At 37.4% G+C, this 19,900-nt stretch carries 19 protein-coding genes and 1 other annotated feature; all 19 genes read left to right on the top strand.

The window, feature by feature from the left end:
* Positions 1-112: 112 nt before the first annotated feature.
* The 19 genes from FS935_RS20405 to tuf all read left to right on the top strand — a co-directional run bounded on the left by FS935_RS20405 (position 113) and on the right by tuf (position 19,841).
* Complete coding sequence (locus FS935_RS20405; RefSeq protein ID WP_146950494.1) at positions 113-541, top strand: Mini-ribonuclease 3; 429 nt, start codon at positions 113-115, stop codon at positions 539-541.
* Positions 538-1,281, top strand: coding sequence for a 23S rRNA (guanosine(2251)-2'-O)-methyltransferase RlmB (gene rlmB, locus FS935_RS20410; protein WP_146950495.1), 744 nt, complete (start codon positions 538-540; stop codon positions 1,279-1,281). Before FS935_RS20405 ends, rlmB begins: the two co-directional genes overlap by 4 nt.
* A gap of 6 nt (positions 1,282-1,287) precedes the next feature.
* Positions 1,288-1,797, top strand: coding sequence for an NYN domain-containing protein (locus FS935_RS20415; RefSeq protein WP_146950496.1), 510 nt, complete (start codon positions 1,288-1,290; stop codon positions 1,795-1,797).
* A 67-nt stretch (positions 1,798-1,864) separates the two neighbouring features.
* Complete coding sequence (gene sigH, locus FS935_RS20420; RefSeq protein WP_146950497.1) at positions 1,865-2,521, top strand: RNA polymerase sporulation sigma factor SigH; 657 nt, start codon at positions 1,865-1,867, stop codon at positions 2,519-2,521.
* A gap of 95 nt (positions 2,522-2,616) precedes the next feature.
* A complete protein-coding gene (rpmG, locus tag FS935_RS20425; protein WP_146950549.1) occupies positions 2,617-2,766 on the top strand; it encodes a 50S ribosomal protein L33 in 150 nt (49 codons plus the stop codon).
* Positions 2,767-2,821: 55 nt separating this feature from the next.
* Positions 2,822-3,004: a preprotein translocase subunit SecE gene (gene secE, locus FS935_RS20430; protein WP_146950498.1), complete on the top strand. Its 183-nt coding sequence runs from the start codon at positions 2,822-2,824 to the stop codon at positions 3,002-3,004.
* A gap of 162 nt (positions 3,005-3,166) precedes the next feature.
* Positions 3,167-3,700 carry a transcription termination/antitermination protein NusG gene (gene nusG / locus FS935_RS20435; RefSeq protein WP_146950499.1) on the top strand — a complete coding sequence of 178 codons (534 nt, stop codon included), beginning with the start codon at positions 3,167-3,169 and terminating at the stop codon, positions 3,698-3,700.
* 243 nt (positions 3,701-3,943) lie between these two features.
* Positions 3,944-4,369, top strand: a complete 426-nt coding sequence (gene rplK / locus FS935_RS20440) for a 50S ribosomal protein L11 (RefSeq protein WP_141549707.1) — start codon at positions 3,944-3,946, stop codon at positions 4,367-4,369.
* Between the two features lie 111 nt (positions 4,370-4,480).
* On the top strand, positions 4,481-5,179 hold the full coding sequence (rplA, locus tag FS935_RS20445) for a 50S ribosomal protein L1 (RefSeq protein WP_146950500.1): 699 nt from the start codon (positions 4,481-4,483) through the stop codon (positions 5,177-5,179).
* A 50-nt stretch (positions 5,180-5,229) separates the two neighbouring features.
* Positions 5,230-5,367: a sequence feature (ribosomal protein L10 leader region), on the top strand.
* A gap of 45 nt (positions 5,368-5,412) precedes the next feature.
* Positions 5,413-5,913, top strand: coding sequence for a 50S ribosomal protein L10 (gene rplJ, locus FS935_RS20450; protein WP_146950501.1), 501 nt, complete (start codon positions 5,413-5,415; stop codon positions 5,911-5,913).
* A 69-nt stretch (positions 5,914-5,982) separates the two neighbouring features.
* Complete coding sequence (gene rplL / locus FS935_RS20455) at positions 5,983-6,342, top strand: 50S ribosomal protein L7/L12 (protein WP_146950502.1); 360 nt, start codon at positions 5,983-5,985, stop codon at positions 6,340-6,342.
* 349 nt (positions 6,343-6,691) lie between these two features.
* Positions 6,692-7,294 (top strand): class I SAM-dependent methyltransferase, encoded by a 603-nt coding sequence (locus tag FS935_RS20460; protein WP_146950503.1) that lies wholly within the window; start codon positions 6,692-6,694, stop codon positions 7,292-7,294.
* A gap of 354 nt (positions 7,295-7,648) precedes the next feature.
* Positions 7,649-11,227: a DNA-directed RNA polymerase subunit beta gene (gene rpoB / locus FS935_RS20465; RefSeq protein ID WP_146950504.1), complete on the top strand. Its 3,579-nt coding sequence runs from the start codon at positions 7,649-7,651 to the stop codon at positions 11,225-11,227.
* A 127-nt stretch (positions 11,228-11,354) separates the two neighbouring features.
* Positions 11,355-14,954, top strand: coding sequence for a DNA-directed RNA polymerase subunit beta' (gene rpoC / locus FS935_RS20470; RefSeq protein ID WP_146950505.1), 3,600 nt, complete (start codon positions 11,355-11,357; stop codon positions 14,952-14,954).
* Positions 14,955-15,112: 158 nt separating this feature from the next.
* Entirely contained in the window at positions 15,113-15,361 is a 249-nt protein-coding gene (locus FS935_RS20475) for a 50S ribosomal protein L7ae-like protein (protein WP_146950506.1), read from the top strand.
* 106 nt (positions 15,362-15,467) lie between these two features.
* Complete coding sequence (gene rpsL, locus FS935_RS20480) at positions 15,468-15,887, top strand: 30S ribosomal protein S12 (protein WP_146950507.1); 420 nt, start codon at positions 15,468-15,470, stop codon at positions 15,885-15,887.
* Positions 15,888-15,927: 40 nt separating this feature from the next.
* On the top strand, positions 15,928-16,398 hold the full coding sequence (rpsG, locus tag FS935_RS20485; protein WP_111618110.1) for a 30S ribosomal protein S7: 471 nt from the start codon (positions 15,928-15,930) through the stop codon (positions 16,396-16,398).
* Positions 16,399-16,454: 56 nt separating this feature from the next.
* Entirely contained in the window at positions 16,455-18,533 is a 2,079-nt protein-coding gene (fusA, locus tag FS935_RS20490) for an elongation factor G (RefSeq protein ID WP_146950508.1), read from the top strand.
* 117 nt (positions 18,534-18,650) lie between these two features.
* Positions 18,651-19,841 carry an elongation factor Tu gene (gene tuf, locus FS935_RS20495; protein ID WP_146950509.1) on the top strand — a complete coding sequence of 397 codons (1,191 nt, stop codon included), beginning with the start codon at positions 18,651-18,653 and terminating at the stop codon, positions 19,839-19,841.
* Positions 19,842-19,900: the final 59 nt, after the last annotated feature.

The following is a 19,900-nucleotide window of genomic DNA, read 5'->3' on the forward strand; positions in this document are numbered from 1 at the left end:
GTTTTGAGGGAATAAAGATAAAAAAGGTTACAAAGGTGACAAAGTACCCGAGTTGGGAACGTACGTTCTTTTATGACTTTGTCCCCTTTTTCTTTAGGAAATGAGGAGCAAAATGTTTCTAGATTTAAAAACAATTAAGGATTCTAAACTTTTAAATAGCTTAGCTTTAGCATATGTGGGAGATGCTGTTTTTGAGATATATGTTAGACATCATCTGTTGTTAAAAGGAAGTATTAGACCAAATCAGCTGCATAACCAAGCAAAAAGATTTGTTTCGGCAAAGGCACAAGCCAGTATCTTGCACTATCTGTTTTCATTAGAGCTGTTTTCTGAGGAAGAGGAAGGTGTAATCAGACGAGGAAGAAATGCGAAGTCAGGTACAGTTCCAAAAAACACAGATGTTCAAACATATCGATATAGTACAGCATTTGAGGCATTACTAGGTTATTTATATTTAGAGAAGAAGCATGATCGTTTAGAGGAATTGATAGAAAAGGCATTTCAATTCATTGATGGTGAAGGAAAGGAGGGAAGACGATGAGTCAGGATTATATTATTGGACGTAATACAGTTATTGAAGTATTAAAGTCTTCTAGAGATGTTAATAAAATATGGGTAGCTGAAAACTCTTTAAAGGGACAAGCTCAAGAAATAACGAGGCTTGCGAAAGAAAGAGGTATAACTATTAACTTTGTTCCAAAGAAAAAAATAGATCAAATGGTTGAGGGAAATCATCAAGGAGTTGTGGCTCAAGTAGCTGCGTATGAATATGTTCATATTGATGACATTTTAAAAATAGCTGAGAAAAGAAACGAAATGCCATTTCTTTTATTGTTAGATGAAATTGAAGATCCTCATAACCTTGGTTCAATTATGAGAACTGCTGATGCTGTTGGTGCACATGGAATCGTCATCCCAAAAAGAAGAGCAGTTGGACTAACTGCAACAGTTGCTAAATCTTCTACTGGTGCAATAGAACATATTCCTGTTGCTCGTATTACCAATATGGCTCGAACAATAGAAGAACTGAAAGAAAAAGGAATCTGGATTGTTGGGACTGATGCTAAGGGAGCGGATGACTATCGTAACCTTGATGGTAATATGCCGTTAGCATTAATTATCGGTAGTGAAGGAAAAGGAATTGGTCGTCTCATTAAAGAGAAGTGTGATTTCTTAATAAAAATGCCTATGGTTGGTCATGTAACATCACTGAACGCTTCTGTTGCAGCAAGTCTTTTAATGTACGAGGTATATCGGAAACGAAATCCTTTAGGGGAATAGAAGCCAATGGATATCCTATTAGTTGATGGATATAACATTATTGGAGCGTGGCCGGATTTACAAAATCTAAAAAAAAATAATCTCTCAGAAGCAAGAAATCTTTTGATAGAAAAGATGGCAGAATACCAAGCATATACTGGTTACAGAGTAATCGTTGTCTTTGATGCACATATGGTCAAGGGTATTGAAAAGAAACAAAAAAACTATCGGGTAGAAGTTATTTTTACTAGGGAAAATGAAACTGCTGATGAACGTATAGAAAAGCTAGCAAAATCATTGGGAAATATTAAAACACAGGTACATGTAGCAACCTCTGATTTTACAGAACAATGGGCGATATTTGGTCAAGGAGCTCTTAGAAAGTCAGCTAGAGAGCTCTTAAATGAAATGAATTCAATTGAAAGTCGAATCAAACATAGAGTGAAAAAGATCGAAAAAGATCGCCCATCATCTAAAATAGCTTTTCCTGATGATGTGATGGAAAAGCTTGAAAAATGGCGTAGAGGAAATTTATAGTTGGTTGACGCTTTCAAAACCATTACTGTATAATATTGTTATCTTGCGTGTGGTCGGGGGGATCGACTTGAATTCATCATTCAACAAAGACAAGGTCAACAGAGAAGAATTAGTATTAATGGAGGATGAACAAGTAGTTGAACTCGTTCATCAGGGAGAAAGTGAAGCGTTGGATTACCTTATCAACAAATATCGTAATTTTGTTAGAGCGAAAGCACGGTCATACTTTTTAATTGGGGCAGATCGAGAAGATATTATCCAAGAAGGAATGATTGGATTATACAAAGCTATACGTGATTTTAAAGAGGACAAGCTCACTTCTTTTAAAGCATTTGCTGAGTTGTGTATTACAAGGCAAATCATTACCGCTATTAAAACTGCTACTCGACAAAAGCACATTCCTCTAAATTCCTATGTTTCATTGGACAAGCCAATTTATGATGAAGAGTCAGATCGAACATTATTAGATGTGATTTCTGGTACAAAAGCATTGGATCCCGAGGAACTCATTATCAATCAAGAGGAGTTTGATGATATTGAAGTGAAGATGGGAGAATTGCTAAGTGACCTAGAACAAAAAGTATTGGTTTTATACTTAGATGGCAGATCATATCACGAAATATCTGAAGAGTTAAATAGGCATGTGAAATCGATAGACAATGCCTTACAGCGTGTTAAAAGGAAACTAGAACGATATTTAGAAATTAGAGAAATTAGTTTATGATCATAAAAGGATAAAAACTTGAATTTTATCGTTTATTGACGAAGAAACCTCACTATGATACAGTTTTAAGGAATAATGTAACGGCAGGTGAGGTTATGCGAAAGAAAGTAACATTGGCTTGTACTACTTGTGGAAGTAGAAATTATACAACAATGAAAAATGTATCAAGCACTAACGATCGGTTAGAAGTAAAGAAGTTTTGTAAAGTTTGTAACTCGCATTTAAACCACCGTGAAACGAAATAATTCTATTTATTTTATTTTATAAGAATTTCCCTATTATTCCTGGAGGTAGGCATACATGCAGCGTTTAATTAATTTTTTCCGAGATGTTTCTCGTGAAATGAAGAAGGTTAGTTGGCCTAAAGGTAAAGAACTTACGAAGTATACAGTTACAGTTGTATCAACAGTAACATTTGTGGCAGTGTTCTTTGCGATAACTGACTTAGGGATTTCCTCTTTAATTCGTTTATTTTTTGAATAATAGATGGAAAATCGTGCTATAATAGAAAATATAAATTCTTTGTCTTTGAAACCCGTTAAACGGGTTTTTTCATTGTATAAAAAAAGAGTTAGTATTTATGCACATTAATATAGAGTTACATAAACCTATCGTGGGGAGGGAAGGACAAGTTGTCCTGACACTATGGAAAAGAATTGGTATGTTGTACACACATATTCAGGTTATGAAAACAAGGTTAAAGCAAATCTTGAAAAACGTGTAGAATCAATGGGCATGGAGGATAAAATATTCCGTGTTGTTGTACCTGAAGAAGAAGAAACAGATTATAAGGACGGCAAGAAGAAAGTTGTTAAGAAAAAGGTGTTTCCTGGATATGTACTTGTAGAGATTGTCATGACTGATGACTCTTGGTATGTAGTTCGTAATACTCCTGGAGTTACTGGATTTGTCGGCTCTGCTGGACATGGTTCAAAACCAACACCTCTACTAGATGAAGAGATTATGTTTATCTTAAAAAGAATGGGTATGGATGAACATAGAGTTGAGATTGATTATGAACTAAAAGAAACAGTTAAGGTTACAGAAGGACCATTTGCTAACTTTACTGGATCAATTGAAGAGATAGATTCTGACAAAAATAAGTTAAGAGTTCTTGTTAATATGTTTGGCCGTGAAACACCTGTTGAATTAGATTTTTCTCAAGTTACTAAATTATAATGTGAAAAAACTTGAAATCAATTAAGAAAAGTGGTAATATTTCATAGGTCAGTATGTCTTAAGAACCTGAGACAGAAATAAGATGTAACGCTGATCAGAAATTTAAGTGTTTCTGAATGCATAAGGGTAGGTATGCTCATTGTGAGTTGCCCGAATTTTATCCATTTGTAAAACAAGTGGATTAGATGAGTGGGAGGGTTATTAACCCATTTACCACATCACGGACTTAAGGAGGTGTGTCTCGTGGCTAAAAAAGTAATTAAAATTGTAAAATTGCAAATTCCTGCAGCGAAAGCTAATCCAGCACCACCAGTTGGTCCTGCATTAGGTCAAGCTGGTGTTAATATCATGGGATTCTGTAAAGAGTTTAACGCTCGTACAGCTGAACAAGCTGGTTTAATCATTCCGGTTGAAATCACGGTATTTGAAGACCGTTCATTTACATTTATTACAAAAACTCCTCCTGCTGCTGTTCTTCTTAAAAAAGCAGCTGGTATTGAGTCTGGTTCTGGTGAACCAAATCGTAATAAAGTAGCGACTGTTAAACGTGACAAGGTACGTGAAATCGCTGAAACAAAAATGCCTGATTTAAACGCTGCTAGCGTTGAATCAGCAATGCGTATGGTTGAAGGTACTGCACGTAGTATGGGTATCGTTATCGAAGACTAATCATTGATTAGTTGGGAATGTTTTTTGGGGTTGCGAGTTTGCTTAAAAACAAGTTCGCAACCTTTATTCGTGGGAGGTTATTCCGCTAAAACCACTAAGGAGGAAATAAAAATGGCTAAAAAAGGTAAGAAGTTTCAAGAAGCTGCGAAACTTGTAGATCGTTCAACGTTCTATCCAGTTAATGATGCAGTAGAACTAGTTAAAAAGACTAGCGTTGCTAAATTCGATGCAACTGTAGAAGTAGCTTTTCGTTTAGGAGTAGATCCTAAGAAAGCTGACCAACAAATTCGTGGAGCGGTTGTTCTTCCGAATGGTACTGGTAAAACTCAACGTGTATTAGTATTTGCTAAAGGTGAAAAAGCGAAAGAAGCTGAAGCTGCAGGTGCTGATTATGTTGGAGATGCTGACTATATCAACAAAATCCAACAAGGTTGGTTTGAATTTGATGTAATCGTAGCAACACCTGATATGATGGGTGAAGTTGGTAAATTAGGTCGTGTATTAGGGCCAAAAGGTTTAATGCCAAACCCTAAAACAGGAACAGTAACATTTGATGTAACGAAAGCTGTTAACGAAATTAAAGCTGGTAAAGTTGAATATCGTTTAGACAAAGCTGGAATTATCCATGTTCCTATCGGGAAAGTTTCTTTCGACGATAGCAAATTAGTAGAGAACTTCACTACTGTATTTGAAACTTTACTAAAAGCTAAGCCTGCTGCAGCAAAAGGTACTTACATGAAGAGTGTTAACGCTACTTCAACTATGGGACCTGGCGTGAAAGTTGACACATCAAGCTTTTCTGTAAAATAATAACTATTGACTTCTCTATGAAGTTTAATATATAATAATCAATGTTGTTTAAAACAAATATCGCTATACCGTAGACCGTAGGTGCTAACAAGCTTAATTTCCTACCGAGGTGTATTTACGAATAAAGCATTTTGCTTGTTGTTGTATATACAAACCTCCATGTCTAGTGGAGGTTTTTTTACGGCCATCACCGAACGGTACTAGTGTTACATGAATCTACAGGAGGTGTAACAATGAGCGCAATTATCGAAAAGAAAAAACAGATCGTAGAAGAGATTTCTACAAAGTTCCGTGAAAGCAAATCTACTATCGTTGTAGATTACCGTGGATTAACTGTAGGTGAGGTTACTGAATTACGTAAACAATTACGTGACGCAGGAATTGAATTTAAAGTTTACAAAAACACGATGACTCGTCGTGCGGTAGAACTTGCTGAACTTTCAGGTCTTAACGACGCATTAACTGGTCCAAACGCAATTGCTTTTGGTGGTGATGATGTTGTGGCTCCAGCTAAAATTTTAAATGACTTCGCTAAAAAGCATGAAGCACTTGAAATCAAAGCTGGTGTAATCGAAGGAAATATTGCTTCAGTTGAAGAAGTTAAAGCTCTTGCTGAACTTCCATCACGCGAAGGTTTACTTTCTATGTTGCTTAGCGTTCTTCAAGCTCCAATCCGTAATCTTGCACTTGCTACAAAAGCTGTTGCAGATCAAAAAGAAGAACAAGGCGCATAATTTATTTGAACTAATAAGCTTTAGTATGTAATAAAACCAAATAATAGGAAAAACAAGGAGGAAATTATAATGACTCAAGAACAAATCATTGAAGCAGTTAAAAGTATGACTGTTTTAGAATTAAACGACTTAGTTAAAGCAATCGAAGAAGAGTTTGGTGTAACTGCTGCAGCTCCTGTAGCTGTAGCTGCTGCTGGTGGCGAAGCTGCTGCTGAGCAAACTGAATTTGACGTAGTACTTGCAAGTGCTGGCGGACAAAAAATCAAGGTTATCAAAGTAGTACGTGAAGCTACTGGTCTTGGATTAAAAGAAGCTAAAGAAGTTGTAGATAACGCTCCTAAAGCAATCAAAGAAGGCGTATCTAAAGAAGAAGCTGAAGAATTAAAAGCTAAACTTGAAGAAGTTGGAGCTTCTGTAGAAGTTAAGTAATATAACCAACTTATGAAAGCTCGCCGGTTTATGGCGAGCTTTTTATTATTTAGGATTGTTATATATAACTATATAAACCCTGATACCACTAAAGTTCTTTTTAGTATGAATTTATTTACTGTAAAATTAGGGGAGACTGAGAGGGATAATAAACAAACGTACATAATCTCTCATTAGCCAGTAATAGATTATGGTAGAGAGTGTAGTTGATTATTAGTTTTTGTCGATTGTTGGTATTCTACTACCGAAAATTATGGGTAAAGAAACTACAACAGAAATAAAATTAAAAATGCATGTATAAAATGGTCATTAATTGTGAACCCTAATCTTCTGAAAGAGGAGGAACAAAATGAGTAATCATTATTATTCTGAAAAGCCTACCGTAGAAAGTGATCGTAAGAAATGGTCATTTATGTTGAAGGGTCACAACTTTACCTTTCAAAGTGATCGTGGAGTATTTTCAAAAAATGAAGTAGACTTTGGTTCTCGTCTTTTAATAGATTCGTTTACTTTGTCTGAAGTAGATGGAGATATTCTTGATGTTGGTTGTGGTTATGGTCCGATTGGTTTATCTGTAGCAAAACATTATGATAGACATGTTGATATGATTGATATCAACGAGAGAGCAATTGAATTGGCAAAAGATAATGCGACCTTAAATTCTATTGAGAATGTTGAAATATTTCAGAGTAATTTATTTGAAAAGATTAACGAAGGAAGAAAATATGCTGCTATCTTAACGAACCCGCCTATACGAGCAGGGAAAGTGGTTGTTCATAGTATTTTCAAGGAAAGTTTTACACATCTAGTTGATCATGGTGAACTGTGGATTGTGATACAAAAGAAGCAAGGAGCTCCATCGACAATTGAATTATTAGAGAAACTATTTTCGGAAGTGGAAGTTGTTGTGAAGAAAAAAGGCTATTATATCATTAAAGCGAAAAAAAGTTGACTCATTTTTTTTGATGTGTTAACATTATAAAATGCCAATATATAATTTCCATAACTATCTAATTTTTGTGAAAAAGATGTATAAATTTAGAATAGATGGAGATAATTATAAAATCAATAGTACGTTTCAAATTGTGGTTTTCTTACTAGAAACCCTTTTTATTTTTTGTTTTTTCCTTGCGTTAGTACTTGATTTTCCTTTGTTTTTATTTCGGATTTTATTGGTAGTATATTAGATATTGATTTTCAAGAGAATGATCATATGTGAGTTCTCTTATTCGTCTGTCTAAAAATTAAAGGTATACATAACAGTACAACGCAAGATCTATTACGCTTGATTTGAGGGGTGAATGAGTTGACAGGTCAACTAGTTCAGTATGGACGACACCGCCAACGCAGAAGTTATGCACGCATTAGTGAAGTGTTAGAATTACCAAATCTTATCGAAATTCAAACCTCTTCCTACCAATGGTTTCTTGATGAGGGCTTGAGAGAAATGTTCCAAGATATTTCTCCTATTGAGGATTTCACTGGTAACCTCTCGCTAGAGTTTATTGATTATAGCTTAGGAGATCCTAAGTACCCTGTAGAGGAATCAAAAGAACGCGATGTTACCTATTCTGCACCATTACGTGTGAAGGTGCGTTTAATTAACAAGGAAACTGGTGAAGTAAAGGATCAGGATGTCTTTATGGGAGATTTTCCTCTCATGACAGAGACAGGTACATTTGTTATTAACGGAGCTGAGCGAGTTATCGTTTCGCAATTAGTCCGTTCACCAAGTGTATATTACAGTGGTAAAGTCGACAAAAATGGTAGAAGAGGCTTTACTGCAACTGTGATTCCAAACCGTGGAGCTTGGTTAGAGTACGAAACAGATGCAAAAGATGTTGTTTATGTACGTATAGATCGTACACGTAAATTACCTGTAACGGTGTTATTACGTGCTCTTGGGTTTGGCTCTGATCAAGAAATCATCGATTTATTAGGTGAAAATGAGTACTTACGCAATACTCTTGACAAAGACAACACAGAAACTACTGAGAAAGCATTGCTTGAAATCTATGAGAGACTGCGCCCTGGTGAGCCTCCTACAGTAGACAATGCAAAGAGTTTATTAGACTCTAGATTCTTTGATCCAAAGCGCTATGATTTAGCAAATGTTGGGCGTTACAAGATTAATAAAAAGCTTCACATAAAAAATCGCCTATTTAACCAAAGATTAGCTGAAACTCTAGTTGATCCAGAAACAGGTGAGATCGTTGCGGAAAAAGGGACAATGATTGATAGAAGAACATTGGACCGTATTATTCCGAACCTTGAAAGTGGAGTGGGCTTCACAAAAGAACACCCTTCTGGTGGAGTTACAGATGATGAAGTAACAATTCAATCTATCAAGATCTTTGCACCTAATGATCCTGAAGGTGAAAAAGTTATCAATGTATTAGGTAACGCTTATGTAGAAGAAAGTGTTAAGAACATTACTGTAGCTGATATTTTATCTTCTATTAGTTATTTCTTTAACTTATTACATGGTGTGGGCGATACAGATGATATTGATCACCTAGGTAATCGTAGACTGCGTTCTGTTGGTGAATTGCTACAAAATCAATTTAGAATTGGTTTATCAAGAATGGAACGTGTTGTTCGTGAAAGAATGTCAATTCAGGATACGAATACAATTACTCCACAGCAGTTAATTAATATTCGCCCTGTTATTGCTTCAATCAAAGAATTCTTTGGTAGCTCTCAGTTATCTCAGTTCATGGATCAAACGAATCCTCTTGCTGAATTAACACATAAACGTCGTTTATCAGCATTAGGGCCTGGTGGATTAACACGTGAACGTGCAGGATTTGAAGTACGTGACGTACATTATTCTCACTATGGTCGTATGTGTCCAATTGAAACTCCTGAGGGACCAAACATTGGATTAATTAACTCTTTATCTTCATATGCAAAAGTTAATCGATTTGGATTTATTGAAACTCCTTATCGTAGAGTCGATCCTGAAACAGGTAAAGTAACAGCGCGAATTGACTATTTAACAGCTGATGAAGAAGATAACTATGTTGTAGCACAAGCAAACGCTCGACTTGCAGATGATGGATCGTTTATCGATACAGATATCGTTGCGCGTTTCCGTGGAGAAAATACTGTTATTAATAGAGATCGCATCGATTATATGGATGTATCTCCTAAACAGGTTGTTTCAGCTGCAACAGCATGTATCCCTTTCTTAGAAAACGATGACTCTAACCGTGCATTAATGGGTGCAAACATGCAACGTCAAGCAGTTCCATTAATGAATCCAGAAGCTCCTTTAGTAGGAACTGGTATGGAATATGTATCAGGTAAAGATTCTGGTGCTGCTGTGATCTGTAAACATCCTGGTATCGTAGAGCGCGTTGAAGCTAAAAATGTATACGTTCGCCGCTATGAAGATGTTAATGGTCAAAAAGTTAAAGGTAATTTAGATAAATATAGCATGTTAAAATTCATTCGTTCTAACCAAGGTACTTGCTACAACCAACGCCCGATCGTTAGTGAAGGTGATGAAGTTGTAAAAGGCGAAATCCTTGCAGACGGACCATCAATGGAACAAGGGGAACTAGCATTAGGTAGAAACGTAATGGTAGCCTTCATGACTTGGGATGGTTATAACTATGAAGATGCTATTATCATGAGTGAAAGACTTGTTAAAGATGATGTGTATACTTCTATCCACATCGAAGAATATGAGTCTGAATCACGTGATACAAAGTTAGGACCTGAAGAAATTACTCGTGATATCCCTAACGTTGGGGAAGACGCTTTAAGAAATTTAGATGAGCGTGGAATCATTCGCGTTGGTGCTGAAGTAAAAGATGGTGATTTATTAGTTGGTAAAGTAACTCCTAAGGGTGTTACAGAATTAACTGCTGAAGAGCGTCTATTACATGCAATATTCGGTGAGAAAGCCCGTGAAGTTCGTGATACTTCATTACGTGTACCACATGGTGGAGGAGGAATCATCCTTGATGTTAAAGTATTTAACCGTGAGGATGGAGATGAATTACCACCAGGTGTTAACCAGTTAGTTCGCGTTTATATCGTTCAGAAGCGTAAGATTTCTGAAGGAGATAAAATGGCTGGACGACATGGTAACAAAGGTGTAATTTCAAGAATACTTCCAGAAGAAGATATGCCTTATTTACCAGATGGTACACCTGTTGATATCATGTTAAATCCACTTGGAGTACCTTCACGTATGAATATCGGTCAGGTGTTGGAGCTTCACTTAGGTATGGCTGCTCGTATTCTAGGAATTCATGTTGCTTCACCAGTATTTGATGGAGCGCGTGAGGAAGATGTTTGGTCAACTTTAGAAGAAGCAGGCATGGCTCGCGATGCGAAAACAGTATTATATGATGGACGCAGTGGGGAACCATTTGATAACCGTGTATCAGTTGGAATTATGTACATGATCAAACTTGCTCACATGGTTGATGATAAACTACATGCCCGTTCTACAGGACCATACTCATTAGTTACACAGCAACCACTTGGTGGTAAAGCACAATTTGGTGGTCAAAGATTTGGTGAGATGGAGGTATGGGCACTTGAAGCATATGGTGCTGCATATACTCTTCAAGAAATCTTAACTGTTAAATCTGATGATGTTGTAGGTCGTGTGAAAACTTATGAAGCAATTGTTAAAGGTGAGAATGTTCCTGAACCAGGTGTTCCAGAATCATTTAAAGTATTAATTAAAGAGCTTCAAAGTTTAGGTATGGATGTTAAGATGCTTTCAAGTGACGAGCAGGAGATTGAAATGAGAGACCTTGATGATGAAGAAGACTCTCAACAAGCAGAAGGTTTATCAGTTAACGAAACGGTTGAACCAGAACCACAATCAGCTGATTTAGATAAAGATCCAGTAGTAAAAGAATAAAGATTTACAGCAAAAGCGCTTTTGTCTCGTTGTACTTTAGTATATTGAGGCAGGGCGCTGATGCTTGAACTTTTTCTTACTTTTTAAAATAGGGTATAACCTGAAGACGAAAAGGGAGGTAGGCCCCTTGTTAGATGTTAATAATTTTGAATATATGAGCATCGGCTTAGCTTCACCTGACAAGATCCGTTCTTGGTCATTTGGAGAGGTTAAGAAACCAGAAACAATTAATTACCGTACGTTAAAACCAGAAAAAGATGGTTTATTCTGTGAACGTATCTTTGGTCCAACAAAAGACTGGGAATGTCATTGTGGAAAATATAAAAGAGTACGTTATAAAGGTGTAGTTTGTGATCGTTGTGGTGTTGAAGTTACACGTGCAAAAGTTCGCCGTGAAAGAATGGGTCATATTGAATTAGCTGCTCCTGTATCACATATTTGGTACTTTAAAGGTATTCCAAGTCGTATGGGTTTAGTATTAGATATGTCTCCTCGTGCATTGGAAGAAGTTATTTATTTTGCTTCCTATGTCACTACTGAAACTGGTGATACACCACTTGAAAAGAAACAACTATTATCTGAAAAAGAATACCGTGCTTATCGTGAAAAGTATGGTAATACATTCCAAGCATCAATGGGTGCAGAAGCAATTAAAAAGCTTCTTGCGGATATCGATGCTGATAAAGAAGTAGAAGGCTTAAAAGAAGAGTTGAAGACTGCACAGGGACAACGTAGAACGCGTGCAATTAAGCGTTTAGAAGTTCTTGAAGCATTCCGAAACTCTGGAAATGAACCTTCTTGGATGATTTTAGACGTACTACCTGTTATCCCACCTGAGTTACGTCCGATGGTACAACTTGATGGTGGTCGTTTTGCTACTTCAGATCTAAATGACTTATATAGACGTGTTATTAATCGTAATAATCGTTTGAAGCGTTTATTAGATCTAGGTGCACCAAGCATTATCGTTCAAAATGAAAAGCGTATGCTTCAAGAAGCAGTTGATGCTTTAATCGATAATGGTCGTCGTGGTCGTCCGGTAACTGGTCCAGGTAACCGTCCGTTAAAATCTCTTTCACATATGTTAAAGGGTAAACAAGGACGTTTCCGTCAGAACCTTCTGGGTAAACGTGTTGACTACTCTGGTCGTTCTGTAATTGTTGTTGGTCCAAACTTAAAAATGTACCAATGTGGATTACCGAAAGAAATGGCACTTGAGTTGTTCAAACCATTCGTCATGAAGGAACTAGTTGAAAAAGGTCTTGCTCATAATATTAAGAGTGCAAAACGTAAAATTGAGCGAGTACAGCCTGAAGTTTGGGATGTATTAGAATCGGTTATTAAAGAGCATCCAGTATTACTTAACCGTGCACCTACTCTTCATAGATTAGGAATTCAAGCTTTCGAACCTACTTTAGTGGAAGGTCGCGCAATTCGACTTCACCCTCTAGTATGTACTGCATACAATGCAGATTTCGATGGTGACCAAATGGCAGTTCACGTACCACTTTCAGCAGAAGCTCAAGCAGAAGCTCGTATATTAATGCTTGCTGCTCAAAACATTCTTAACCCTAAAGATGGTAAACCAGTTGTTACTCCTTCACAGGATATGGTTTTAGGTAACTACTACTTAACATTAGAACGTTCTGGAACAATAGGTGAAGGAATGATCTTCAATGATACAAGTGAAGCGCTACTTGCATACCAAAACGGATATGTACACTTACATACACGTGTAGCTGTAAATGCTGGGTCATTAAATAAGCAAAGCTTTACTGAAAAACAGAACAAAATGTTACTTGTTACAACGGTTGGAAAGCTGATCTTTAATGAAATTTTACCGGAATCATTCCCATATATGAATGAGCCAACAAAACAAAACATTGAAGAAAAGACTCCAGAGAAGTATTTCCTTGAAACAACTGCAAATGTAAAAGAGTTTATCGAGGCTCAAGATGAAATTGCTCCTTTCAAAAAGGGTATCCTTGGAAATGTAATTGCTGAGATCTTCAAGAAGTTCCATATCACTGAAACTTCAAAAATGCTAGATCGCATGAAAAATCTTGGCTTTAGATATTCAACTAAAGCAGGTATTACTGTTGGTGTGTCTGATATCATCGTTTTACCAGAGAAAAAAGAAATTATAAGTGAAGCACAAACGAAAGTTGATAATGTATTAAAGCAGTTCAGAAGAGGTTTAATTACTGAAGATGAACGCTATGAACGTGTTATCTCAATTTGGAGTGCAGCTAAAGATACAATTCAAGGTAAGTTAATGGCGTCACTAGATAAACGCAACCCAATCTTTATGATGAGTGATTCAGGAGCTCGTGGTAATGCATCTAACTTTACACAGCTTGCTGGTATGCGTGGACTAATGGCCAATCCGGCTGGACGAATCATTGAATTACCAATCAAGTCTAGTTTCCGTGAAGGATTAACAGTATTAGAGTACTTCATCTCTACTCACGGTGCGCGTAAAGGTCTTGCTGATACTGCACTTAAAACGGCAGACTCAGGTTACTTAACACGTCGACTTGTTGATGTTGCTCAAGATGTTATCATTCGTGATGATGATTGTGGTACAGATCGTGGTATTCTTGCAGAATCGATTAGAGAAGGTACTGAGATCATTGAAAAGTTAGATGAGCGTCTAATAGGACGTTACTGTCGTAAGGTTCTTAAACATCCTGAAACAGATGAAATCATTGTTAATGAGAACGAGTTAATTACAGAGGATATTGCTGTTGAAATCATTGAAGCAGGAATTGATAAAGTATGGATCCGTTCTGCATTTACATGTAACACTAGACATGGTGTATGTAAAAGATGTTACGGTCGTAACCTTGCTACAGGTACAGAGGTTGAGGTTGGTGAAGCAGTAGGAATTATTGCGGCTCAATCAATCGGTGAGCCTGGAACACAGTTAACGATGCGTACATTCCATACAGGTGGGGTTGCAGGAGACGATATCACTCAAGGTTTACCGCGTATTCAAGAGTTATTCGAAGCAAGGAACCCTAAGGGTCAAGCAATTATCTCGGAAATTATTGGGGTAGTTTCAGAAATAAACGAAGTGCGTGATAAACAGCAAGAAATTGTTATTCAAGGTGAAGTAGAGTCCCGTTCTTACACAGCACCATATAATGCAAGACTTAAAGTAACTCAAGGTGATAAAGTTGAGAGTGGTCAAGTCTTAACAGAAGGTTCAATCGATCCTAAAGAGTTACTAAAAGTAAAAGATTTACAAGCAGTACAACAATATCTATTACGTGAAGTACAAAAAGTATACCGTATGCAAGGGGTAGAAATTGGAGATAAGCACGTAGAGGTTATGGTACGACAAATGCTTCGTAAAGTAAGAGTAATGGATGCTGGTGACACAGATGTATTACCAGGAACATTACTAGATGTACATCAATTTACTGATGCTAATAAACAAGTATTGTTAGACGGTAAACGTCCAGCAACAGGTAGACCTGTATTACTTGGTATTACAAAAGCATCACTAGAAACAGATTCGTTCTTATCTGCAGCATCTTTCCAAGAAACAACACGTGTTCTAACAGATGCAGCAATTAAAGGTAAACGTGATGAATTACTAGGACTTAAAGAAAATGTAATCATTGGTAAACTTGTTCCAGCAGGAACTGGAATGCCAAGATATCGTCAAGCTGAACCTATCTCTAAAGTTCAACAAACTGAAGAGGTTGTATCAGTCGATTAAGTTTTAATTAAATTATAATTTAGATATCTATATGGAAATGTTGGTTTGAGATGGATGCTCAAATAATTTTATAGAGTTAGGTTGACATCCATCTCTTCCAATGTTACTATATTCAAGGTGCTCAATCTTACACCTGTTGCTTTGGAGGATATAGAATTATGTCTTATGAAAAAGTATCACAGGCAAACAAAATAATTGTTGGTACTAAGCAATCAGTGAAGGCTCTATTAAACAATGAAGTTAGAGAGATCATCATTGCTGAAGATGCTGATTATCGAATTGTCCAAAAGATTATTCAAGCAGCAGAACAACAGCAAGTTCCTTTAACAAAGGTTACTTCTATGAAAGAGCTTGGTAAAGCTTGTGGAATTGAAGTTGGAGCTGCAGCTGTAGCTATAATACAGTAAAAACTGTTTTTGCAATTTATATATAATACATTGCAGAGACTTTGTTTTTGCCTAAATATGAACCACCTGGATGTGTGGTATTAAAAATGAAGGGAGGAAAACCAAAATGCCTACTATTAATCAATTAGTGCGTAAAGGTCGCGTAAGCAAAGTTGAGAAATCAAAATCACCTGCATTAAACAAAGGTTACAATAGCTTCAAAAAAGAGCAAACGAACTTATCATCACCTCAAAAACGTGGTGTATGTACTCGTGTAGGTACGATGACGCCTAAGAAACCTAACTCAGCGCTTCGTAAATATGCTCGTGTACGTTTAACAAACGGAATTGAGGTAACAGCATATATTCCTGGTATCGGACACAACTTACAAGAGCACAGTGTTGTTCTTATTCGTGGAGGTCGTGTAAAAGATTTACCGGGGGTACGTTACCACATCGTTCGTGGAGCGTTGGATACTGCTGGTGTTGATGGCCGTATGCAAGGTCGTTCTAAATACGGTACAAAACGTCCTAAAGTTAAAAAATAATAATCAAATAGATTAAACTTAAATGAAGGGAGGACATAACATGCCACGTAAAGGTCCTGTTACGAAAAGAGATGTATTACCAGATCCACTTTACAATTCAAAGCTTGTTACACGTTTAGTAAACAGAATTATGATCGACGGAAAAAGAGGTAAAGCACAATCTGTACTTTACAATGCTTTCGATTTAATTAAAGAACGTTCAGGTAAGGATGCAATGGAAGTGTTTGAACAAGCACTTAAAAACATCATGCCAGTTCTTGAAGTTAAAGCACGTCGTGTTGGTGGTGCTAACTACCAAGTACCTGTAGAAGTGCGTCCAGATCGTCGTACTACTTTAGGTCTTCGTTGGTTAGTAAACTACGCTCGTCTTCGTGGAGAAAAGACGATGGAAGAGCGTTTAGCTAACGAAATTCTTGATGCTGCTAACAATACTGGTGCAGCAGTTAAGAAACGTGAAGATACTCACAAAATGGCTGAAGCAAATAAAGCATTTGCTCACTATCGTTGGTAGAATTAAACTTAAACTAAAACACAAAAAAATTCCAATTTGGAAGGAGAAATTACCCAATGGCAAGAGAGTTCTCCTTAGAAAATACTCGTAATATTGGTATCATGGCTCACATCGATGCTGGTAAAACAACTACAACTGAGCGTGTACTTTATTACACTGGTCGAATTCATAAAATCGGCGAAACTCATGAAGGTGCATCACAGATGGACTGGATGGAGCAAGAACAAGAGCGTGGAATCACGATCACTTCTGCTGCGACAACTGCGCAGTGGAAAGGTCACCGCGTAAACATCATCGATACACCAGGACACGTAGACTTCACTGTTGAAGTTGAACGTTCTTTACGTGTACTTGATGGTGCTGTAGCAGTACTTGATGCTCAATCAGGTGTTGAGCCTCAAACTGAAACAGTTTGGCGTCAAGCTACAACTTATGGAGTTCCACGTGTTGTGTTCGTTAATAAAATGGACAAAATCGGTGCGGATTTCTTATATTCTGTAGGAACTATCCATGATCGTCTTCAAGCTAATGCTCACCCAATCCAATTACCGATTGGTGCTGAGGATCAATTTGAAGGAATCATCGATTTAGTAGAAATGAAAGCAACATTCTATGGTAATGATTTAGGTACTGATATCGTTGATAAAGAGATACCTGAAGAATACGTAGAACAAGCTAATGAATATCGTGAAAAGTTAGTTGAAGCAGTATCAGAACTAGACGAAGATCTAATGGAAAGATACCTTGGTGGAGAAGAAATCTCTAACGATGAGCTAAAAGCTGCAATTCGTAAAGGTACACTTAACGTAGAATTTTATCCAGTAATCTGTGGATCTGCATTCAAAAACAAAGGTGTTCAAAAAATGTTAGATGCAGTACTTGACTACCTTCCATCACCTCTTGATGTACCTGCAATTAAAGGTATTGTTCCTGAGACTGAAGAAGAAGTTATTCGTGAATCTAGCGATACTGCACCATTCTCTGCATTAGCTTTCAAAGTAATGACAGATCCTTATGTTGGTAAACTTACATTCTTCCGTGTTTACTCAGGTACTTTAAGTTCTGGATCATACATCCAAAACTCTACTAAAGGTAAGCGTGAGCGTGTAGGACGTATCCTTCAAATGCATGCAAATAGCCGTGAGGAGATTTCAGAAGTTCACTCAGGAGATATTGCTGCAGCTGTAGGTTTGAAAGATACAACTACTGGTGACACTCTATGTGATGACAAAAACCTTGTTATCTTAGAGTCTATGCAATTCCCTGAGCCAGTAATCCAACTTTCTGTTGAACCTAAATCTAAAGCAGACCAAGATAAAATGACAACTGCTTTAGTAAAACTTCAAGAAGAAGATCCAACATTCCGTGCACACACTGATGTTGAAACGGGTCAAACAATCATCGCAGGTATGGGTGAACTTCACTTAGATATCTTAGTTGATCGTATGAAACGTGAATTCAAAGTAGAAGCTAACGTTGGTGCTCCACAGGTTGCTTACCGTGAAACATTCCGTCAAGGAGCTAAAGTTGAAGGTAAGTTTGCTCGTCAATCTGGTGGACGTGGACAATTCGGACACGTTTGGATTGAATTTGCACCTAACGAAGAAGGAAAAGGGTTTGAATTCGAAAACAAAATCGTTGGTGGAGTAGTTCCTCGTGAATACGTGCCTGCAGTTCAAGCTGGTCTTGAAGATGCAATGGGCAATGGAGTTCTTGCTGGATATCCATTAGTTGATGTTAAAGCTGCACTTGTTGATGGATCATACCATGATGTTGACTCAAGTGAGATGGCATTTAAAATCGCTGCTTCATTAGCACTTAAAAATGCAGTGTCAAAATGTAGCCCGGTAATTCTTGAGCCTGTTATGAAGGTTGAAGTTGTTATTCCAGAAGAATACATGGGAGATATCATGGGGGGAGTAACTTCTCGTCGTGGCCGTGTAGAAGGTATGGAAGCTCGTGGAAACGCACAAGTAGTTCGTGCAATGGTTCCACTTTCTGAAATGTTTGGATATGCTACTTCATTACGTTCTAACACTCAAGGTCGTGGAGTATTTACTATGAGCTTTGATCACTATGAAGAAGTGCCAAAATCGATTTCTGAAGAAATTATCAAAAAAAATAAAGGTGAGTAATTGATTTTACCCCCTTTAATGAAGTATAACTACTTATGTGAGAACAGAGAGTGAAGAATTCACTTTCTGTTACATATATCTTAAAACTATAATTAAAACTCTGAGGAGGTTTTTAGAATGGGTAAAGAAAAATTCGACCGTTCCAAAACGCATGCTAATATTGGTACAATTGGTCACGTTGACCATGGTAAAACAACTTTAACAGCAGCAATCACAACTGTACTTGCAAAACGCAGTGGTAAAGGTGCAGCTATGGCATATGATATGATCGACGCAGCTCCAGAAGAACGTGAGCGTGGAATCACTATTTCAACTGCACACGTTGAGTATGAAACTGACACTCGTCACTATGCACACGTAGATTGCCCAGGACATGCTGACTATGTTAAAAACATGATCACTGGTGCAGCACAAATGGATGGCGGTATCTTAGTAGTATCTGCTGCTGATGGCCCAATGCCACAAACTCGTGAGCACATCCTTTTATCTCGTCAAGTAGGTGTTCCTTACCTTGTTGTATTCTTAAACAAATGTGACATGGTTGATGACGAAGAATTATTAGAATTAGTAGAAATGGAAGTTCGTGACTTGCTTTCTGAGTACGATTTCCCTGGTGATGATGTTCCTGTAATTAAAGGTTCTGCTCTTAAAGCACTTGAAGGAGAAGCTGATTGGGAAGAAAGAATCGTTGAACTAATGAACGCAGTTGACGAATATATCCCAACTCCAGAACGTGACATTGAGAAACCATTCATGATGCCGGTTGAGGATGTATTCTCAATCACTGGTCGTGGAACAGTTGCTACAGGTCGTGTTGAGCGTGGACAAGTTAAAGTTGGTGACGTAATCGATATCATCGGTTTAACTGAAGAACCAAAATCAACTACTGTAACAGGTGTTGAAATGTTCCGTAAACTTCTTGATTATGCTGAAGCAGGAGATAACATTGGTGCACTTCTTCGTGGAGTTGCTCGTGATGATATCCAACGTGGTCAAGTACTTGCTAAACCAGGTACTATCACACCACACACTAACTTCAAAGCAGAAATCTATGTATTATCTAAAGAAGAGGGTGGACGTCACACTCCATTCTTCACTAACTACCGTCCTCAGTTCTACTTCCGTACAACTGATGTAACTGGTATCTGCCAACTTCCTGAAGGCGTAGAAATGGTTATGCCGGGAGATAACGTAGAAATGACAGTTGAGCTTATCGCTCCAATCGCGATTGAAGAAGGTACTAAATTCTCAATCCGTGAAGGTGGACGTACAGTAGGCGCTGGCGTAGTTGCTTCTATCCAAAAATAATAAACCTTCTATTATATAGAAGATAAAAGCGAGCATATCGATGCTCGCTTTTTTTTGTG

Origin of the sequence: Metabacillus litoralis, assembly GCF_007994985.1 — a bacterium.
GTDB lineage: Bacteria > Bacillota > Bacilli > Bacillales > Bacillaceae > Metabacillus > Metabacillus litoralis.